The 19,239-nt window shown below is 56.3% G+C and carries 11 protein-coding genes; 8 read left to right on the top strand and 3 right to left on the bottom strand.

The genetic code is table 11. The annotated features are described in order from the left end of the window. Positions 1-209 precede the first annotated feature (209 nt). Complete coding sequence (locus INF32_RS10655; protein WP_226388386.1) at positions 210-2,384, bottom strand: DUF5689 domain-containing protein; 2,175 nt, start codon at positions 2,382-2,384, stop codon at positions 210-212. A gap of 349 nt (positions 2,385-2,733) precedes the next feature. Between INF32_RS10655 and INF32_RS10650 the strand changes: the two genes are divergently transcribed. From INF32_RS10650 to INF32_RS10630, 5 genes are all read left to right on the top strand, one after another. Beyond that, positions 2,734-5,916, top strand: coding sequence for a SusC/RagA family TonB-linked outer membrane protein (locus INF32_RS10650; protein ID WP_226388385.1), 3,183 nt, complete (start codon positions 2,734-2,736; stop codon positions 5,914-5,916). 9 nt (positions 5,917-5,925) lie between these two features. Then, positions 5,926-7,587, top strand: a complete 1,662-nt coding sequence (locus tag INF32_RS10645; RefSeq protein ID WP_226388384.1) for a SusD/RagB family nutrient-binding outer membrane lipoprotein — start codon at positions 5,926-5,928, stop codon at positions 7,585-7,587. 34 nt (positions 7,588-7,621) lie between these two features. Continuing rightward, positions 7,622-8,716, top strand: coding sequence for a glycoside hydrolase family 99-like domain-containing protein (locus INF32_RS10640; protein WP_226388383.1), 1,095 nt, complete (start codon positions 7,622-7,624; stop codon positions 8,714-8,716). Positions 8,717-8,815: 99 nt separating this feature from the next. After that, positions 8,816-9,694, top strand: a complete 879-nt coding sequence (locus INF32_RS10635) for a metallophosphoesterase (protein WP_226388382.1) — start codon at positions 8,816-8,818, stop codon at positions 9,692-9,694. A gap of 5 nt (positions 9,695-9,699) precedes the next feature. After that, positions 9,700-10,971: a glycoside hydrolase family 71/99-like protein gene (locus INF32_RS10630; protein WP_226388381.1), complete on the top strand. Its 1,272-nt coding sequence runs from the start codon at positions 9,700-9,702 to the stop codon at positions 10,969-10,971. A gap of 105 nt (positions 10,972-11,076) precedes the next feature. Here the strand turns inward: INF32_RS10630 and clpB are convergent, their stop codons facing one another. Beyond that, positions 11,077-13,677 carry an ATP-dependent chaperone ClpB gene (gene clpB / locus INF32_RS10625; RefSeq protein WP_226388380.1) on the bottom strand — a complete coding sequence of 867 codons (2,601 nt, stop codon included), beginning with the start codon at positions 13,675-13,677 and terminating at the stop codon, positions 11,077-11,079. 241 nt (positions 13,678-13,918) lie between these two features. Between clpB and INF32_RS10620 the strand changes: the two genes are divergently transcribed. The 3 genes from INF32_RS10620 (at position 13,919) to asnA (ending at position 18,223) form a co-directional block, all read left to right on the top strand. Further along, positions 13,919-15,757, top strand: coding sequence for a DNA polymerase III subunit gamma/tau (locus tag INF32_RS10620; protein WP_226388379.1), 1,839 nt, complete (start codon positions 13,919-13,921; stop codon positions 15,755-15,757). Positions 15,758-15,883: 126 nt separating this feature from the next. Beyond that, positions 15,884-17,179 (top strand): tyrosine--tRNA ligase, encoded by a 1,296-nt coding sequence (gene tyrS, locus INF32_RS10615; protein ID WP_226388378.1) that lies wholly within the window; start codon positions 15,884-15,886, stop codon positions 17,177-17,179. A 6-nt stretch (positions 17,180-17,185) separates the two neighbouring features. Further along, positions 17,186-18,223 (top strand): aspartate--ammonia ligase, encoded by a 1,038-nt coding sequence (asnA, locus tag INF32_RS10610; RefSeq protein ID WP_226388377.1) that lies wholly within the window; start codon positions 17,186-17,188, stop codon positions 18,221-18,223. A gap of 137 nt (positions 18,224-18,360) precedes the next feature. Here asnA and INF32_RS10605 read toward each other — a convergent pair whose 3' ends face one another. After that, positions 18,361-19,098, bottom strand: a complete 738-nt coding sequence (locus INF32_RS10605; RefSeq protein ID WP_226388376.1) for a hypothetical protein — start codon at positions 19,096-19,098, stop codon at positions 18,361-18,363. Between the last annotated feature and the right edge of the window lie 141 nt (positions 19,099-19,239).

Genomic DNA, 19,239 nt, shown 5'->3' with positions numbered 1-19,239 from the left:
GCAAGATACGAAAAAAAGCGTTATCCTCTCTTTTTCATCCGTATGGCCGGCGATTCCGTTCGGTCTTTCCTCTTTTCGGACGATTGTCGGTCCGGTTCGGGGGATCGGCCGGGCGGATATCCTGTCCGGAGAGGTCGCCGGCGCGTAAATCGGATACGGCAGGCTGAAACTCAGCCTGCCGTACTTGTAACTGCGCGGGAAGGAATCCGTTAATCCGTCATGGGAATGCTGTAAATATGCCATCCCAGGGTAGTGTTCTGTTTGGCAGAGGTGGCGGAGGTGGCGGAATTGATGCTTACCTGTGTCCAGCCGCTGCCGCTCGTGCGGGGATCGCATGCCGTGTTGGCAATGTCGAGTTTGTACTGGGCTTTTTTGTCGGCCAAAGCGGACCAGGAACCCTTGTTCAGGGTGGCTTCCGTCAGTTGGTTGGCGTTGCCGGGACGTCCGGCGTAACCGGGGTTGCGCGTCCAGGTGCGTCCTCTGTTCCAGCCGCGCTCCAGTTTGCTGGCTGCGGCCGGATTCGAACTGTATTTGCCCGAGTAGCTGTCGATATCGGTCTCCCCCGGTTTTAGTTTCGAGGCATCCAGAACGTTGGGTACACCCACCCGGTCGATCTCCGTCCAGGAAGGAACGGACGGGGACCCCGTGTTTTTCATCAGCACGAACGGGGCGTTCCCTTTCGAACCCAGCACGGGCATCGAACTCGGATTGTACTCTTTATAGTAGGAATACCGGGTCTTGTCGAACTTGTCAGGCATGGCGGTCGCCGTTTCTGAAACGATGACCAGCGTTTCCCCGGGAGAGAGCGCACGCGGGAAGTCGTTCGCGTTCTCGAAAGTCAGTTTGGCGACGGAGGTAATCAGATCGGTGTTGCTGTCATGGAACAGCAGGACGAGCATGTACTGCGTGAGGTCGAGGGGGGAACCTGTCGGATTGTACAGTTCCACGGCGTTGATCGACTGGCCGTCTGCCGCTACTCCGTGTACGGCTTCCGATAGGAAGAGGTCCTGTGTGTCGTCCGGAACGAAGAAGATCACTTCCGTGCCGTCGAATCGCGTACCCTTGTCCGGCAGCGAGAAATCCGCATTGGTCCGGGGCGTGAGCCGGGGAGTTTTTCCCGTAGCCGTGACGATGCCTGCGACCGAGCCGGCAGCCGGCGGGACATGGTTGGTCCGGCGGACCGAGCCGGGAGCCGTGTAAACGGAAAGCTGCGATCCTTCGCTGTCGGTGAAGAGCGTGTTTTCCGAGAAGGTTTTCGAAGCATCGTTTTCCGCCGATTGTATGTTTGTTACCTGGACCAGCATGGATTCGTAGGTGTCGTCCTTTGTCAACTGAGCCAGGGTCACCTGAACGGGGTTGACTTCCTGCGGATTACCGTTTTTGACAATCTGGGCGGGATCGACTCCGGTGATTCTGAACGGCTGTCCGGCCGAAACGGTCGTTCCCTTCAGGTTCAGTGTGAAATTCTGGCCCGCCGCCATGCCGTGCGGAGCGGTGAATTCTATCATCACACCCCGTTCGGCATCCTGTACATAGGCTGTCCGGTCATCGAAGTTGGCATCGCTTCCGTCCGACACGACGGTTGCAGTCATTTCGATGTCGTCCGGAACCGTACCTTCATCCATGTCACGTACTTCCGGAACCGAAAATTGGGGAGTGGGAGGCGTACAGCGGTCTTCCGTCAGATGGGCGTAGCTGGACGGGTTGACCGGAAGCAATACCCGTTTTCCGTCCACCAGCGACACGATACCTTCTATATATCCGTAATCGGCGGGTACGGTCGATGAAGCGAAACCGGCGGAACCATACGTATAGACGGAGAAGCGGCGTCCGTATTCCGTCTCGAAGTTGAGTTTGCCCGAAAAAGGCTTGTTCTGGTCGGAGAGGGTTACCTGGGCCTGGTCGATCCGGACGAACATGGATTCGTAGTCGGACAGTTCGTTCGCCTTAATAGGTGTGGACTCGGGATTGTCGCCGGAGGAGAGGAGCACGATGTTTTCGGAGGAGAGTCCGGAGAGGAGGTACAGGCCGTCGTCGTTGACTTCGACCGAGGCATTCCGGACGTTGATCTGCAACCGGTCGCCGCGCGCATAGGCCGCACCGTCCATGGCGATACATATTCCGCGGCAGGAGTTGTCCTGTACAAAAAAACATCCCGGCGGCAGATTGTTCGCTGCGGGATCGGAAATAACCGTCGCCGTTACGGCGATATCATCGGATAATAGAGTACCCGCCGGAATCTTTCTCAATTCGCTGAGGGATATCCGGCCGCTGCCGAAATCCGGTTCGACAGCCGCCCCGTCGTCTTCGGACAGGCACCCCGGCAGGGAGCAGGAAAAGGCGACAGACAGTACACAGAACCATGCTTTCAAAATATTCTTCATTGTACGGTTTTGAGTTTAAAGAACAATTGAAAGGCAGTCCTTTTCGTATGTTGTATCCGGGAATCGAAACAAAGATAATATATATTTATTAATATACAACTTCTCAGAGATGTTTTTAAAAATAAATTAAAGAGAAGAGGATATTTTACATATTCTTAATATTAAAATTCTTTAATTAAGGAAAGTATTAATGTTTTGTTAAGGGGACGAAGGTATATTTGCTTTCGAAATTCGACGGGTAATGCCCTCGGATGCGTGTTCTTTGTAAAGGTCGTGACTTTTCGTGTCGTTGATTCCGGGATCGAATCTGCATGAAGCGAAAACTAAACCTGTTATAAAGAATATGAATATGAGAAATCTTGTCCTGAGTTTCCTTTTCATGGTCGTGGGGTTGTGGGCGGCTGCCCAGTCCCGGGTCCTGACGGGAAAAGTGCTGGATGACCAGGACGGCAAGCCGATCCCCGGCGTGACCGTCCAGGCGACCGGTTACAGCGGAACCGGCAACGCGAAGGTGATCGGTACTTCTACCGACATGAAGGGTGCTTTCACCCTGAATGTTCCCTCCGGTTTCACCTCCCTTACCTTCACTTTTATCGGTATGGAACCTCAGACGGTTCTGATCGGGGAGAAGAGGAGTTTTACAGTGAGGCTCAAAGCCGCTTCGACCCAGGTGGAAGAGGTGGTAGTCACGGCCCTGGGCCTTACCCGTGAGGCGAAAGCCCTGAGTTATTCCCGACAGGGGGTGGATGCCGATGCGTTGAGCGAGAACAAAAGTTCCAATTTCATCGCTTCGCTGGCCGGTAAGGTGGCCGGTGTCAATATCGTGCCGCCGGGTGTGAGCAACGGTACGGCCCGTATCGTGATCCGGGGCACCAACTCGCTCACGGGGAACGCGCAGCCTCTTTTCGTGGTCGACGGTATGATTATCGAAAATCAGCCGGGCGACGAAGATGTGACCGTTTCCGGTGCAGGTGCCCTCGATTACGGGAACCCCGTTTCCGACATCAGTCCCGACGATATCGCCAATATCGAGATCCTGAAAGGTCCCAATGCTGCCGCTCTGTACGGGTCGCGTGCCTCGCAGGGGGTGGTACTCATCACTACCAAACGGGCCGATTCGTTCGATAAGATCCGTGTGACTTTCAACGGCAGCTATCAGTTCGAGGCCATTTCGCAGTATCCCGAGTATCAGAACGCCTACGGAACGGGCGAAAACAGTTTCAAACTCGGGAGTTCCGCCACGCTGCCCGTTCAGACGGACGATGCGCTTCCCAATCTCAGCCTGTTGGCGGCGGGAAGCAAACGGCGCAGCTGGGGAGCCCCGATGTGGGGGCAGCGGATCATCGGATTCGACGGACGGGAGACCCTGGAGTTGCCCCAGCCCGATAACGTGCGCGATTTCTACGACGTGGCGACCCGCATATCCAATTCGATCGCCGTGGAAGGTGGTTCGAAACAGAATAACTTCCGCGTGTCCTATACCAACAGTTTCGGCAACAGTGTGGTGCACGGTATCAACCGCAACGACCGGAATGCCCTCAATGTGCGGGTGTTCAATACCGTAGCCAAATGGGTGACCCTCGATACGAAGGTGACCTATTCCCGCGAACAGGTCAAGAACCGGCAGTACATGAACGGTTCCGACCGTAATCCGATTTATGCCTTTACCACCCTGCCGCGCGATCTGTCGATCGACATGTTGAAAAACTACAAGGATGCCGAGGGAAATGAAACGATACCCATCGGCGAACGCGGATACAACCCCTACTGGAACATTTATGAGAACACGAACAAGGATGTCCGCGATCGGGTGAACGGTTCGATGAACCTGGAGTTGAAATTCACTTCCTACCTGAAATTCATGGGCAAGTTCGGTATGGATGCCTATTGGTGGAACGGGACGGAGTTCAATAATCTCGGTGCCCTGCGTGACCCGCTCGGGAGCATGAAGAATTTCAACACGAACTATGTGTCAACCAACCTCGAAGGGTTGTTGGTCTTCAACAAAACGTTCTGGAACAAATTGTCGGTCAATGCCATGGCCGGAATGAGCCGCTATTCGCGCAATTCGGAACGCCGGACGCAGTCGATCACTACGCTGTTGATGCCGGGTTTCGATAATATCTCCAATTCGGGCGAGTTTCCCACCGTCGGGCAGACCCGTTCGGCAAAGAAAATCCGGTCGGTGTACGGTTCCGTATCGCTGGGTTTCAATAACTACCTGTTCGTGGACGTGACCGCACGCAACGACTGGTCGTCTACCCTCCCGATCGAGAACTGCTCCTATTTCTATCCTTCGTTCGGCGGGTCATTCATCTTCTCCGAGGCGTTCCGCATCTCTCCCAAGGTGCTTTCGTTCGGTAAGATACGTGCTTCGTACGCCTATGCCGGTGCCGATACCGACCCCTACCGTATCAGTCAGACCTATCCGTTGACCGGCATTTACAACGGCGGACCTTTGCAGACGATCGGTACGACGCTGAACAATGCCGACCTGAAGCCCGAGCAGAACCGCTCTTTCGAAGCCGGTGCCGATCTCCGTTTCCTTTCCAATCGGTTGTCGCTGGACGTCACCTACTACGATTCCAAGGCCATTAACCTGATCACGAGTGTAATGCTCCCCTATTCGAGCGGATATACGCGAAAATACCTCAATACGGGTAAGATTCGTAACTGGGGTTGGGAGGTGATTCTCTCCGGTACTCCGATCCGTACCAAGATTTTCTCTTGGGAGGCCACCGTGAATTGGGCAAAGAACAATTCCCGTGTACTGAAGGTGGTGCCGGGCAATCCCAATCTGACGCTCACCACATGGTTCGGACGGCTCAATGTCAATCTGGAGGAGGGGATGCCTTACGGAGTGCTGCGCGGACGCGCATGGAAACGGGATGAGTACGGCCGCAAGCTGGTCGATTCCAAGGGGCTCCCGATCGCTACGGGCAGTGATGCTTATCTTGGTACGGCTACGCCCAAGTGGACGGGCAGTTTTTCCAGTTCTTTCAAGATCAAGGATTTTACTGTCAGCTTCATGCTCGACGGGCGGATCGGCGGGACGATGTTTTCGGGGACCTATCGGCGCGGTACGATTGCCGGAGTGCTGGCCAATACGCTCGAAGGCCGCGAAGAGTGGTATGTCAGCAATGTGATTTACGGGGAGGACGACGACAACCTGACGGGCGGCCTGCAGTTCGACGACGTCTATTACGAGGACGGTACGCCCAGTCATAAATACGTGAAACCTACCAACGGCACTTTTTCCAACATTGACGAAATGCAGTGTTTCGACGCCTCTTTCATTAAATTGCGCGAAGTGGCGATCGGCTACAGCATGCCGCGTAAATTGCTGAAAAATACGCCGTTCGGATCGGTCCGCGTGTCGCTGGTCGGCCGGAATCTTGGAATTCTCTACCAGAATACCCCCAAGGGAATCGATCCCGAGGCGATGACCACTTCGGGCAACGGACAGGGGATCGAATACGGTTCCATACCTCCGGTCACCTCTTTCGGTTTCGATGTGAAAATCACTTTCTAAAAAAAGACTATGAAACGAATCAAGATATTTGTCATCATGCTGATCGCGGGCGTGCTCGGGGGGGGCTGTACCCGGAATTTCGAGGAGACCAACCGGAATCCCAATTCGCCCGATCAGCTCAATCCGGAATACCTGTTCAATTCCAGTGTCTATTATACCCTGAACGCTTTCAGTGGGGAGATGAAGAAGCGGCTTTTGGGAAATTACTGTCATTATTACTGGGGCTCCAGCGACCAGATGGGCCGTTACGGCAATTTTCCCAGTTCGAACGACACCTACTGGCGAAGGGCCTATAACGAGGCGCTTTTCCCTGTGCGCTATATCCAGGACCGGAAGACGGGCGACGCTTCGTACCGCAACCGGCTCATCATCGCCCGGATATGGGAGAACTATATCTTTTCCCAGATCGTTTCGATCTGGGGAAACGTGCCCAAAACCCATGCGCTGAAGGCTTCGCAGAAAGTGCCTTATGATCGTGAGGAATATATCTATTACGAACTGCTCGACGATTTGAAGGCCTGTGCTGAGGGGCTGGATCTTTCCGGGGACAGGTATCAGAATGATCCGGTGTACCCTTCGTCGGACAAGTCGAGCGATCTGCTCAAGTGGAAAAAATTCGCCAATTCGTTGCGCTTCCGGCTGGCGGTCCGTATCTCCAACGATGCGCCGAACGGCAATCCGCAGAAAGCCAGGGCCGTGATTTCCGAACTGATGGAAGACGAGTCGGCGATGATCTCGGGCGCCGAGGATAACTGCGTGGTGAAATGGGGGTCGACATCCGCTACCCGCAACTATTTTTACGACTATATGATCGTGGAGCGGGAAGCCAACAAGGACAAGCTGAACACGGCCGGCGAGTCGATACTTCAACATATGGCGCCGTATGGCGATCCGCGTATTCCGAAATTCTTCACGGAGGCCAATCCGCTTCAGATGCCGGCCGGTTTCGTGTGGGCTCCCTACTGGGGAGAACCCAAAAACTCGAGCACGCCCCCGGGCGTGACGATCAATCCCAATCCGCACAGCGGGAAGACTTCCGAAGACTATTCGATGATGCAGGACGCCTTTTTCGTGGCCGACTATGCCGAGGTGCTTTTCTGTTATGCCGAAATGTGCCTGCTCAAATGCGAGGCTGTCTACCGGGGACTGACCGACCGGGGAAACACGGCCGAGAGCTATTACAACGCGGGGATCGAGGCTTCCATGGCCCAATATGGCGTGACGGCCTCCGAAACGGCTGACTATCTCCGGGTGCCCGGCATCGCATGGGGTACGCTCTCCGACTTGTCGGAAGGCGAAACGAAATATCAGGATTGGCTGGGCATTACCTCTTCAGCTATCAAGGCGGACGACCCCGATCCGGTTTATCGTCAGATCGTGATGCAGCAGTACATAGCCCTGTTTTATCAGTCTCTCGAGGCCTGGACGCTGATCCGCCGTACCCAGGTGCTCGAATTTCCGCCCCATCTGAGTCCGGACACGGGGAACGGTGCAGTGACCCCGACAGGAAAGACCTTCGCCTATATTCCGCAGCGGCTGGTATATCCGGACAACGAGACGCTGAATAACAACGATGAGTTGCAGAAGGCGATCGGATGGATGGACGGCGGCGACAGGATGTCCACCAAACTGTGGTTCGCCAAACCGACGAAGGAGAACCCTTATTTGTAACGCTTTTCGCAAAACCTATCAAATTCGAAAGTTTATGAAAAACAGCTGTGTATTATTGCTTGGGACGGTGTTGGCAGGAGCGGTGTTCGTTTCCTGCGACAAGGACGAATACCTGCCGCCCGACAAGAACAAATACATTTACGACATTCCCCAGATCACGCTGACCGAAAGCGCCCGGGTAGGGGCTTACTATACGAATATCGCCACGACCTACTGGAGGAAGGACGGTGCTCCGCAGTACACGGGAACCCCGGTGTTGGGGGAATACACCTCTCTGACCGAAAGCGTGATGGAACAACATGTGGAGTGGGCCGATGAGGCCGGCCTGGACTATTTCGTGTTCGGCTGGAACGCCGGGTCCACGGACGATGCCCTGTTGTCGCTTTTCGCCTCGAAACGCGCCGCGGACGGAGTGAGAATGGTGGTGAATTTCAATACTTCGCATTTGGGTATAAGCAACGACCAGCCGTTGCAGAGCGATGAGAAACTGACCCAAATGCGCACCGAATTCACCGAAAAGATGTTGCCACTGTTCCAGAGCGATGCCTATTTTCGGGTGGGGGACCGTCCCGTCGTGTTGATTTCGCCCGTCAATCTCTCTTCGGCAGCCCTCAACAGCATCGACTATTCGCAGGTGCTTCCCGCGCTGCGCGACGAGATGGCGGCCTACGGCATAGACCTTTACATCATCGGTGAGTTCACCAACGGCTGGACGGCTCCGGTCAACTATCCCCGGAACAATCTGGCTCCCTTCGACGGAATTACGTTGAAGGACTGGTCGACTAATGACTATGACCGCCGGTTCGGTTATTTCAGTTTCATCGACCTGAACTGGCAGAACTGGACGCGTTTCCTCTCTCCTTTGGGAACCGATTTCGTGCCCTGTGTCTTCCCGTCGTACGATGACAAAGTCTATTCGCCTACCAGCACCGACTACACTTTCGGCAAGGGAGGTTCGACGGAGGATTATGTCACCAACTGTAACCTGGCCAAAAAGAACATGGGGCCGCAGCGGCTGATTCTGCTCAACTCCTGGAACAATTTCCAGAAAGGGACGAATCTGGAACCGACAACGGAGAACAAGTCCGCCTACCTGGGCGTTACGCGTGCCCAGTTCATAGTGGAATAGAGAAAAACGGACGGCATCGCCGGACAGAGGGCGGTGTCGTCCCGTTTTCGTATATTAACCGAAGATTTTATGTATTCAATCCTTTCGAATCGAAAAAAGATGAACAGATTTTTGCCGTTGTTGCTGCTTGCACTCTTTGTCTGCACGGGTGTGCATTGCCAAAGGAGCGAGGCTCCGGACGGAGCCGGGGGGAGAACGGAGGAGAGCCCGTCCGAACCGTTTTTCTTCATTCAGTTGAGCGATCCGCAGTTCGGGTTTATGGACGCCAATCAGAGCTATACGGCCGAGGCGGAGCTGATGGAGCGGGCTGTGGGTATCATCAACCGACTCCGTCCCGATTTCGTCGTGGTGACGGGTGACATGGTCAATGCCTCGAAAAGCACCGATCAGGTCGCGGCTTTCAAACGGTCGATGGCCGGTATCGACCGGAAAATACCGGTTTACGTCATTCCCGGGAACCACGATATCAGCAAGACGACCGATCCGGCCCAGTTGGAAGCCTATGCGAAAAACTATGGACAGGACCGTTTCAGCTTCGATCACAAAGGATGCCGTTTCGTGGGGATCAACTCCTGTGTGATCCGGGAAGAGAATCCCGATCTGGAGCCGGAACAGTACGAATGGCTCGAAAACAAGCTGGCCGAAGCGGAAGATGCGCGGTTCCGGTTCGTCTTCTCGCATTACAGTTTCTTTCTGAAAACGCCCGATGAAGCGGACAAATATTCGAATATTCCGCTCTCGGTCCGGGGTAAATACCTCGATCTTTTCCATCGTTACAGGGTGGCGGCAGTCTTTGCGGGACACTTGCATGACGTCTCTTACGGTGAAGACCGCGGAATGAAGATGGTGACGGCCGGAGCGCTCGGCAAGGCGCTCGGCAAGGGGTTTCACGGGATGAATCTGGTAAAGGTCTATCCTGACCGGTTTACCTACGAGTATATCGCCCTGGACCGTTTCCCCGATAAAGTAACTTTCTGACCGCGATGGGACGAATAGGATGGCGTGCCGGGTTGCTGTGGCTCGGTGTGCTGGTGCTGCCGGCGGTGGGCGGCTGCACGGGGAAAGGAAGCGGTACGGGGAAGACGGTGCGCTTCCCGTCGTTCGACGGATTGGTAATGGCCGGTTATCAGGGTTGGTTCAATACACCCGGGGACGGGGCCGGATTGCATTGGAAACACTATCAGAAAGGAGATGTTTTCGCCCCGGGGAGTTGTACGATCGACCTGTGGCCCGATATGACCGAATACACGGAGCGTTATCCGACGGAATTCCGGTTCGGAGACGGAACGCCCGCCACGGTTTTCAGTTCCCGTGATGCTTCCACGACCAATCTGCATTTCCGCTGGATGAAGGAGTATGGGATCGACGGGGCGTTCGTGCAGCGTTTCGTAGTGTCGGTCAAGGGAGAGAAATTGATTCGGAACAGCGATGCGATCCTGCGGCAGGCTCTCGAGGCGGCGGAAAAGTATTCCCGGGCCTTGTGCGTCATGTATGATCTTTCCGGCATGCAGCCGGGCGACGAACAGGTGCTGATCGACGACTGGAAAAAACTTACCGGAGAAATGCGCCTTACTTCCCGTCCGGACAACCACTATCTGCATCACGGAGGGAAACCGTTGGTTGCCGTCTGGGGGATCGGGTTCGATGATAACCGGGCTTATGGATTCGGCGAGGCAGAAAAGATCGTGACTTTTCTGAAGGAATCGGGATGTTCCGTGTTGGTGGGGGTTCCGGCCCATTGGCGGAAGCTTTCGGGCGATGCGCTGCCAGATCCGCGGCTCCACGAAATCATCATGCAGGCGGATATTGTGCTCCCGTGGTTGGTGGGGCGGTTCGATATGGAGCATTACCCTGCATTTCAAAAAATGATCGCAGAGGATGTGGCTTGGTGTCGGGAACATGGAAAAGGATACGTCCCGGTACTTTTTCCGGGTTTCAGCTGGCATAATCTCCGGAACGGGAGGGCGCCGCTCGACCAGATTCCGCGTTTGGGAGGCCGTTTCTTCTGGCGGCAGGCGGAGGGAGCCCTTCGGGCTGGTGCCGTATCTCTCTATCTGGCCATGTTCGACGAGATTGACGAGGGAACAGCTTTCTTCAAATGTACGAATCGTCCACCCGCGGGCAAAAGTCCTTTTCTGACTTACGGGGGGCTCCCGTCCGACCATTATCTGTGGCTGGCCGGCGAGGCGGCCCGGATGCTTCGGGGAGAAAGACCCTTGTCGGAAGAGATGCCTGAACGGGATTCGGTGAGATAACCTTTCGGACAGGGCATAAAAAATCCGGAAACAGGTCCGGAGCATGAAACTCCGTCTGTTTCCGGATTCGGTTTTCAGGAAAGAGGACGACTCTTTTCTGCCCGGTCAGTTCTTGTATGTCAGCCCGTTCGCGTCCGCGTCGATGACGATCGGTTTTTCGCGGTTGACCTTTCCGGCCAGGATCTGTTTCGAGAGGTCGTTCACCACGTAGTTCTGGATCGCCCTTTTCACGGGACGGGCGCCGTACATCGGGTCGTACCCCTGGTCGGCCAGCCACTCCTGCGCCTTGCCGGTCACTTCGAGCGCGATGCCGTTCTCTTTCAGCATCCGGCCGATGATGCCGATCTGTATGCCTACGATGCGGATCACGTCCTTCCGGGTCAGCGGGGTGAACATCACGATCTCGTCGATCCGGTTCAGGAATTCCGGCTTGAGGCTCTGCTTCATCAGGTCGATGACCTGCTCCCGGGTCTTTTCGACCACCTCGGAAGGTATCTCGCCCTCTTTGTTCTCCGCAGCGGTGAAGTTGTCCATGATGAGGTTCGATCCCATGTTCGAAGTCATGATGATGATCGTGTTGCGGAAATCCACCGTCCGGCCCTTGTTGTCGGTCAGCCGTCCGTCGTCGAGCACCTGCAACAGGATGTTGAAGACGTCCGGATGCGCCTTTTCGATCTCGTCGAGCAGGACGACCGAATAGGGCTTGCGGCGCACGGCTTCCGTCAGTTGACCGCCTTCGTCGTAACCCACGTATCCGGGAGGCGCTCCGATGAGCCGCGAAACGCTGTGGCGTTCCTGATACTCGCTCATGTCGATCCGCGTGATCATGTTCTCGTCGTTGAAGAGGAATTCGGCCAGCGCTTTGGCCAGTTCCGTCTTGCCCACGCCCGTGGTTCCGAGGAAGATGAACGATCCGATCGGCCTCCGGGGGTCCTGCAGGCCGGCCCGGCTGCGGCGCACGGCATCCGAAATGGCCCGGATGGCTTCGTCCTGGCCCACGACCCGTCGATGCAGGTCCTCCTCCATGTGGAGGAGTTTTTCGCGTTCGCTGGCCAGCATCTTTTTGACCGGAATGCCCGTCCAGCGGGAAACCACCTCTGCGATGTCTTCGGCATCGACCTCCTCTTTTATCATCGCGCCGTTGGCGTTGCTGAGCTTCAGTTCTTCGGTGAGGTTGGCGATCTGGGTCTCCGCCTCGCGGATCTTGCCGTAGCGGATTTCGGCCACCTGTCCGTAATCGCCCGAACGCTCCGCCTCGGCGGCCTGTACCTTCAGCCGTTCGATTTCGTCCCGGTTATGCTGGATTTTCTCCAGGATGTCGCGTTCGTTCTGCCATTTGGCCCGCAGGGCGGTACGCTTCGAATTCAGGTCGTCGATCTCTTTGGTCAGCGTGTCGATCCGCGCCTTGTCGCCTTCGCGCCGGATCGCCTCGCGTTCGATCTCCAGTTGACGGACCTTGCGGTCGAGCTGGTCGATCTCCTCCGGAACGGAGTTCATCTCCAGCCGCAGCCGGGCGGCTCCCTCGTCGATCAGGTCGATCGCCTTGTCGGGAAGGAACCTCGAGGTGATATAGCGCTGCGAGAGTTCCACGGCAGCGATGATCGCCTCGTCCTTGATCCGTACCTTGTGGTGGTGTTCATAACGTTCCTTCAGTCCGCGCAGGATCGAAATGGCGTCCACGGCCGACGGTTCGTCCACCATCACCTTCTGGAAGCGTCGTTCCAGGGCCTTGTCCTGTTCGAAATATTTCTGGAATTCGTCCAGCGTCGTGGCTCCGATCGTGCGCAGTTCACCGCGGGCCAGTGCCGGTTTCAGGATGTTGGCAGCATCCATGGCACCCTCACCTTTGCCGGCTCCGACCAGCGTGTGGATTTCGTCGATGAAGAGCAGGATTTCGCCTTCGGAAGCGGTCACCTCCTGAACGACCGCCTTCAGACGCTCTTCGAACTCTCCCTTGTATTTGGCACCGGCCACGAGGGCTCCCATGTCCAGCGAAAAAATCTGTTTCGATTTCAGATTCTCGGGCACGTCGCCGTCCACGATCCTGTGGGCGATACCCTCGGCGATGGCGGTTTTGCCTACGCCCGGTTCGCCGACCAGAATCGGGTTGTTTTTCGTACGCCGCGAAAGAATCTGAAGTACCCGCCGGATCTCTTCGTCCCGGCCGATCACCGGGTCGAGTTTGCCGTTACGGGCCATCTCGTTCAGGTTCAGTGCATATTTGCCCAGTGCATCGAAAGTCTGGTCGGCCGTCTGGCTGTCGATGCTCGACCCCTTGCGCAACTCCCTGATGGCCGCGATCAACTCCTTTTCACTCGCCCCGCTCTGTTTGAGCAGTTTGGCCGTCTCGCCTCCGTCGGCTACGAGTCCCAGCAGCAGGTGCTCCACCGAAGCATATTTGTCGCCGAAATTCTTCGTGTAGTCGGTTGCCCGTTGGATCACTTTCGACGACTCCTGGGCGAAATACTGTTCTCCTCCGCCCGTCACCTGCGGCAATCGGGCCAGTCGGGCCTGCACCTCGCTGCGCAGGCCGCGCACGTTGACCCCTGCACGGCCCAGCAGGAAAGCGCCCAGCGAATCGTCGTCCTCGATGATCGACGCCAGGATATGCAACGGTTCCACCGCCTGGTTGTTATGGTTGGCGGCGATCTGGAAAGCCTGTTGCAGACACTCCTGCGCTTTGATGGTTAATGTGTTGATGTTCATATTTCGTTCTCCTTTCTTTTATTGCTTCGTTTCGGAAAGGGAACGGTGCAAATTGTCTGCCAGGCGGGCCGGAACTGACGCATTATCACGTTCCGGGCAATGTTGTCATCCGTCATTTGCCGGAAAAACGACAAAATGACATATCGGGTGACTCGTTTTTTCGGATTCTTTGATTATTTGTCCGTGTAATTCCCGGGTTTGTATTTGAATTCCGATGAAAAGACCCTACTTTTGTAGAGCTATGGAAAATTTCGTCGTCAGTGCCCGCAAGTACCGTCCCGCGACTTTTGCGTCGGTCGTGGGGCAGCATCATATCACTTCCACGCTCAAGAACGCCATCAGCCGGGGCCAGTTGGCGCATGCCTATCTGTTCTGCGGTCCGCGCGGCGTGGGTAAGACCACTTGCGCGCGTATTTTCGCCAAGGCGATCAACTGCCTTTCGCCGGTGGATGCCGAAGCCTGCAACCGGTGCGAGTCGTGCAGGGGATTCAACGAGGGGCGTTCGTTCAATATCCACGAGCTGGATGCCGCTTCGAACAATTCGGTGGACGATATCCGTTCGCTGACCGAGCAGGTGCGTATCCCGCCTCAGATCGGCCGGTATAGCGTCTATATCATCGACGAGGTGCACATGCTTTCGGCGGCGGCTTTCAATGCATTTCTCAAAACACTGGAAGAGCCGCCCGCCCACGCCGTCTTTATCCTGGCTACTACCGAGAAACACAAGATTCTGCCGACGATCCTCTCCCGCTGCCAGATATTCGATTTCAACCGCATCCGGGTCGAAGACAGTGTTTCTTATCTCAAATATATCGCCTCACAGGAGGGAGTGACGGCGGACGACGAGTCGCTGCACCTGATCGCCCAAAAGGCGGACGGAGGTATGCGCGATGCGCTCTCGATGTTCGACAAGGCTGTTTCGTTCTGCGGAAATGATCTGAACTTCAAGGAGGTGGCCCAGACACTCAATGTACTGGACTACGATACATACTTTACGGTCACGAAACTGATTCTCGCCGGAGACTATCCGGGGGCGCTTCTGTTGCTGGACGATGTGTTGCGGAAAGGCTTTTCCGGGCAGACGTTTCTGACCGGGCTGAACGGTCATTTCCGCGATATTCTGATGTGCAAGTCGCCCGACACGCTGAAACTGCTGGAAGTGACGGGTTCGTTGCTGGAACGCTACAAGCAGCAGGGGGCCGACTGCGACGTGGGTTTCCTGTTCGAGGCGATCTCTCTGCTCACGGCGCTCGACGGTTCGCTCCGCACTTCATCCAACCAGCGCCTGAGCGTGGAACTGGGCCTGATGAAACTCTGCGGGCTCGGGCAAAAAAAAAATGATGCCGCAGGGTCGGTGACGGCTCCTCAGCTCCCTCCCCTGCGGAGCGATCGGAAGGTTTCCGCTCCGGCGGTCTCTCCTGCTGAACCTGTTTCTGGCGCGGATAGGGTCTCGCGGCCGGCCGCTTCTGCGGTTTCCCCGGCAATTCTGGACGAAACCGCAACTGCTCCGAGGCCTGTTCGTCCTGCCCCCGCGCCTGAACCGGCCGGTCCGGCTCCGGTCGTGCAGGCTCCACAGGAGGAGAAGCCGCAGCCGCCCGCACCCCATACGGTCCGTTCCATCTCGGGACTTTCGATCGCTTCCATCATGAATGCGTCGCGGGGCAGTTATACGGGAGAGGCCGTTCCGGACGAAAACCGTCCGGGGCAGGAGGCAGAACGGGTCGATCCGGACAGCGAGCGTAAGATCCGTGCGGCCGCGACCGGTTTCCTGCACCGGATGGAGCGGGTCCGTCCGCGGATCGCTATGGCCTTCCGGGAGATGCGGGCCGAGGGGAATACGGTGAAGGTCAGCGTGCCCAACGAGCCGCTGCGGGAGGAGATTCTGCGGAATCAGACGGAGATTCTTTCCCTGCTGATCGAAGTGGCTGCGCTGAACGGAACCGCAAAACTGGAAGTGACGGTCGTGGAGGAGGTTACGGGTCTGAAGCCTATCCGGGTGGAAGACCGGCTGAAGTTCCTGACCGAGAAGAATCCCCTGTTGGCGACGCTGCGGAAGGAGATGGATCTGGATGTGGAGTAATCCCCTAATTTTCCGGCTGTAATTTCATGCGGCGGCGATTTTTTCGTACATTTGTGCCAATGTGACTGTGCGGAGCTTTTATACGGGGCTCCGGTATGATATGATAAACGAAATGAAGATCGAACGATGAATTTTGTTGAAGAGCTTTCCTGGCGCGGCATGATCCACGATATGATGCCCGGGGCTAAGGAACAACTGGAAAAAGAGATGACGACGGCTTATGTGGGAATCGACCCTACGGCCGATTCACTCCATATCGGGCATTTGGTGAGCGTGATGATCCTCAAGCATTTCCAGCGGTGCGGACATAAGCCCATCGCGCTGGTGGGAGGTGCTACGGGCATGATCGGAGACCCGTCGGGCAAGTCGCTCGAACGGAATCTGCTGGACGAGAAGACTCTGCGCCACAACCAGGAGGCGATCAAACGGCAGCTTTCGAAGCTGATCGACTTCAATTCCGATGCTCCCAATGCGGCCGAGATGGTCAACAACTACGACTGGATGAAGGACTTTTCGTTTCTCGATTTCATCCGGGACGTGGGCAAGCTCATCACCGTCAACTACATGATGGCCAAGGATTCGGTGAAAAAGCGCTTCAACGGGGAAGGCGAAGGAATGTCCTTCACGGAGTTCACATACCAGTTGGTGCAGGGTTACGACTTTCTGCATCTCTATCAGACGAAGAACTGCAAAATCCAGTTGGGCGGTTCCGACCAGTGGGGAAATATCACTACGGGTACCGAACTGATCCGCCGCAAGCTGGGCGGAGAGGCCTATGCCATCGTCTGTCCGCTCATCAAAAAGGCGGACGGTACGAAATTCGGCAAGACCGAGTCGGGCAATATTTGGCTCGATCCCCGCTACACTTCGCCGTATAAGTTTTACCAGTTTTGGCTCAACACGAGCGACGAGGATGCCAAACGCTATATCAAGATTTTCACGCTGCTCGACCGGGAGACGGTCGAAGGACTGATCGCCGAACACGACCAGGCGCCGCACCTGCGTATCCTGCAGAAACGGCTGGCCAGGGAGGTGACCTGCATGATCCATTCCGAAGAGGAGTTCCGCAAGGCGGAGGAGGCCTCCGCGATCCTGTTCGGCGGGGCGACGGCCGATGCGCTGCGCAACCTGGACGAGGAGACGCTCCTGCAGGTGTTCGACGGGGTTCCCCAGTTCGCGCTGCCGGTCGGAGCGATCACGCCGGAGCGCGGCATTTCGTTCGTCGATCTGTGCGGCGGAGAGTTGCAGGTATTCCCCTCGAAAGGCGAGACCCGCAAGCTGATCCAGGGCGGAGGCGTATCGCTCAACAAGGAGAAGGTGGCCGCGCCCGACCGGATGGTGACCGAAGCCGATCTGATCGCCGGCAGGTACCTGGTGGTGCAGAAGGGGAAAAAGAATTATTATCTGATTATCCGTCAATAGCGTTCGATGACACTGATAAAACCGAAGGATTACCGCAATCTGCTGGGGTCGGTCGAGCAGACCGAGAAGGCGATCAAGCACCTGAAGGATATGTTTCAGGAGAATCTTTCCGCCCAGCTGGCCCTGTTGAGGGTTACCGCGCCGATGGTGGTGCTTCAGGGAACGGGTATCAATGACGATCTGAACAGTGTAGAGCGGGCCGTATCCTTTCCGATCCGGGACATGGACGACCGGCGGGCCGAGGTGGTCCATTCGCTGGCCAAATGGAAACGGCTCAAGCTGGCCGAGTTGGGTACGGGGCCGGGCCGGGGCATCTATACCGACATGAACGCCCTGCGGCCCGACGAGGAGCTGGACAATATCCATTCGATTTATGTGGACCAGTGGGACTGGGAAAAGGTGATCGTTCCGGAAGAGCGCAACATCGCCTTTCTGAAACGGACGGTGCGCCGCATCTACGAGTCGATCAAGGTGACGGAGAACAAACTTTACGTGGAATTTCCCCAGCTTCGTCCCCAGCTTCCCGAGGAGATATTCTTCATTCATTCGCAACAGTTGCTCGACATGTATCCCGGCCTGTCTCCCAAGGAGCGGGAGAACGAAATCGTGCGCGAGCATAAGGCCGTGTTCGTGATCGGAATCGGACATGCCCTTTCGGACGGGACTCCCCATGACGGGCGGGCGGCCGACTACGACGACTGGAGTACACCCGACGACGAGGGGTACTACGGGCTGAACGGCGATATTCTGCTCTGGAATCCGGTGTTGGAGAGTGCTTTCGAGGTTTCGAGCATGGGTATCCGGGTGGACGCTCCGGCATTGGAGCGTCAGCTTGCCCTGCGGGGGGAGGAGTGGAAAAAGGATCTCTATTTCCACCGGAGGTTACTGGCCGGAGAGCTTCCCTGCACGATCGGCGGCGGTATCGGTCAGTCGCGCCTGTGCATGTTCCTGTTGCGCAAGGCCCATATCGGAGAGATACAGAGCAGTATCTGGCCCGAACGGATGCGTTCGGAGTGTCTGGAGGCCGGGATTGAACTGGTGTAAGGTCGCGGTTCGGAAACAAGACAAGGGGGGGCACGGAAATTTCCGTGCCCCCCCTTGTCGTTCGTATTGTGCCGAATGTCGTATGTTCCACAGTCTTTGCCGGAACGGGTGTGTCCGGACGGAATTGCGGAAGGATTTTATTTGTGCGGAACGTTGAAACGGATGTGGCCGACGATCATCGCCATGGCGCGAATCCGGCTCCGGTAGATCTCCTGCGGGACGGATTTCGGATCGTCTCCTGCCAGCCGGATCAGTTCGGGCGTGCTGCCCGGCAACAGTTCCCGTGCGGAAAGAGTCTCTTCCCCGTTGATCTCGAGTGAAAGAAGATAGGTTTCGCCGTAGGCCGGTTCTTCGTCCGGGGTGCATTTTCTGAAAAAGACGATGTCGCCTTTCCGCAGTCGGAATGCGTCGTTTTCCGGGATGCGGAGGGCGCCGTCACAGGAAGGGGCGCCCGGAATGACCAGCCGGCCGGTTGGAGCGGCCTCCCTTTCCGTCCCGGACAGAAGGGAGGAGAGGGTTTCTCCGTTCCGCAGTTCGTAAAGCGAAATCCCCTCTTCTTCTGCCGTATCGTCGGCCTGGGTCTGATAGCCGGCAGCCACGTCGCTTGCCTGGCGCAGGCGGATTGACGGTTCGTACCGGAGGCTTTCCGCGTCCGGCACCGCTGCGGGGAGCGGTTCGTCGGCCGGAGTCCATCGCTGGAACATTCCTCCCTCGCCTTCCACCAGCCAGTGGAGCGAAACGTCCGGTGCATACCTGCGGAACTTCATCAGGTTCTGTTCCGAAATGCCGCTCGGATTGCTGAACGTGTTGCGCGTGATTCCCGAATCCCTGTAAAAGGAGTACATGGACATGCCCTGGGATTCGACATATTCCACTATTCTGTGCTTAATAAGCAATTTTATTTGCCTATCCTCTTGTTTAGTCAAAATATTTTGCCTATGTTTGTGATATAAAAATCGCTTGACTTCTCAAAAATAGTAAAAATTTTGTGAAGCAATGTATTCCATGCGGCAGAT

This window comes from Gallalistipes aquisgranensis (assembly GCF_014982715.1).
GTDB lineage: Bacteria > Bacteroidota > Bacteroidia > Bacteroidales > Rikenellaceae > Gallalistipes > Gallalistipes aquisgranensis.
This window is presented reverse-complemented; position numbering and strand designations above follow the sequence as displayed.

What these genes read in the sequence shown, in the direction of transcription:
- INF32_RS10645 (WP_226388384.1), top strand. Translation starts at nt 5,926, where the DNA reads ATGAAACGAATCAAGATATTTGTCATCATGCTGATCGCGGGCGTGCTC.
- INF32_RS10640 (WP_226388383.1), top strand. Translation starts at nt 7,622, where the DNA reads ATGAAAAACAGCTGTGTATTATTGCTTGGGACGGTGTTGGCAGGAGCG.
- INF32_RS10635 (WP_226388382.1), top strand. Translation starts at nt 8,816, where the DNA reads ATGAACAGATTTTTGCCGTTGTTGCTGCTTGCACTCTTTGTCTGCACG.
- asnA (WP_226388377.1), top strand. Translation starts at nt 17,186, where the DNA reads ATGACACTGATAAAACCGAAGGATTACCGCAATCTGCTGGGGTCGGTC.
- tyrS (WP_226388378.1), top strand. Translation starts at nt 15,884, where the DNA reads ATGAATTTTGTTGAAGAGCTTTCCTGGCGCGGCATGATCCACGATATG.
- clpB (WP_226388380.1), bottom strand. Translation starts at nt 13,677, where the DNA reads ATGAACATCAACACATTAACCATCAAAGCGCAGGAGTGTCTGCAACAG.
- INF32_RS10655 (WP_226388386.1), bottom strand. Translation starts at nt 2,384, where the DNA reads ATGAAGAATATTTTGAAAGCATGGTTCTGTGTACTGTCTGTCGCCTTT.
- INF32_RS10630 (WP_226388381.1), top strand. Translation starts at nt 9,700, where the DNA reads ATGGGACGAATAGGATGGCGTGCCGGGTTGCTGTGGCTCGGTGTGCTG.
- INF32_RS10650 (WP_226388385.1), top strand. Translation starts at nt 2,734, where the DNA reads ATGAGAAATCTTGTCCTGAGTTTCCTTTTCATGGTCGTGGGGTTGTGG.
- INF32_RS10620 (WP_226388379.1), top strand. Translation starts at nt 13,919, where the DNA reads ATGGAAAATTTCGTCGTCAGTGCCCGCAAGTACCGTCCCGCGACTTTT.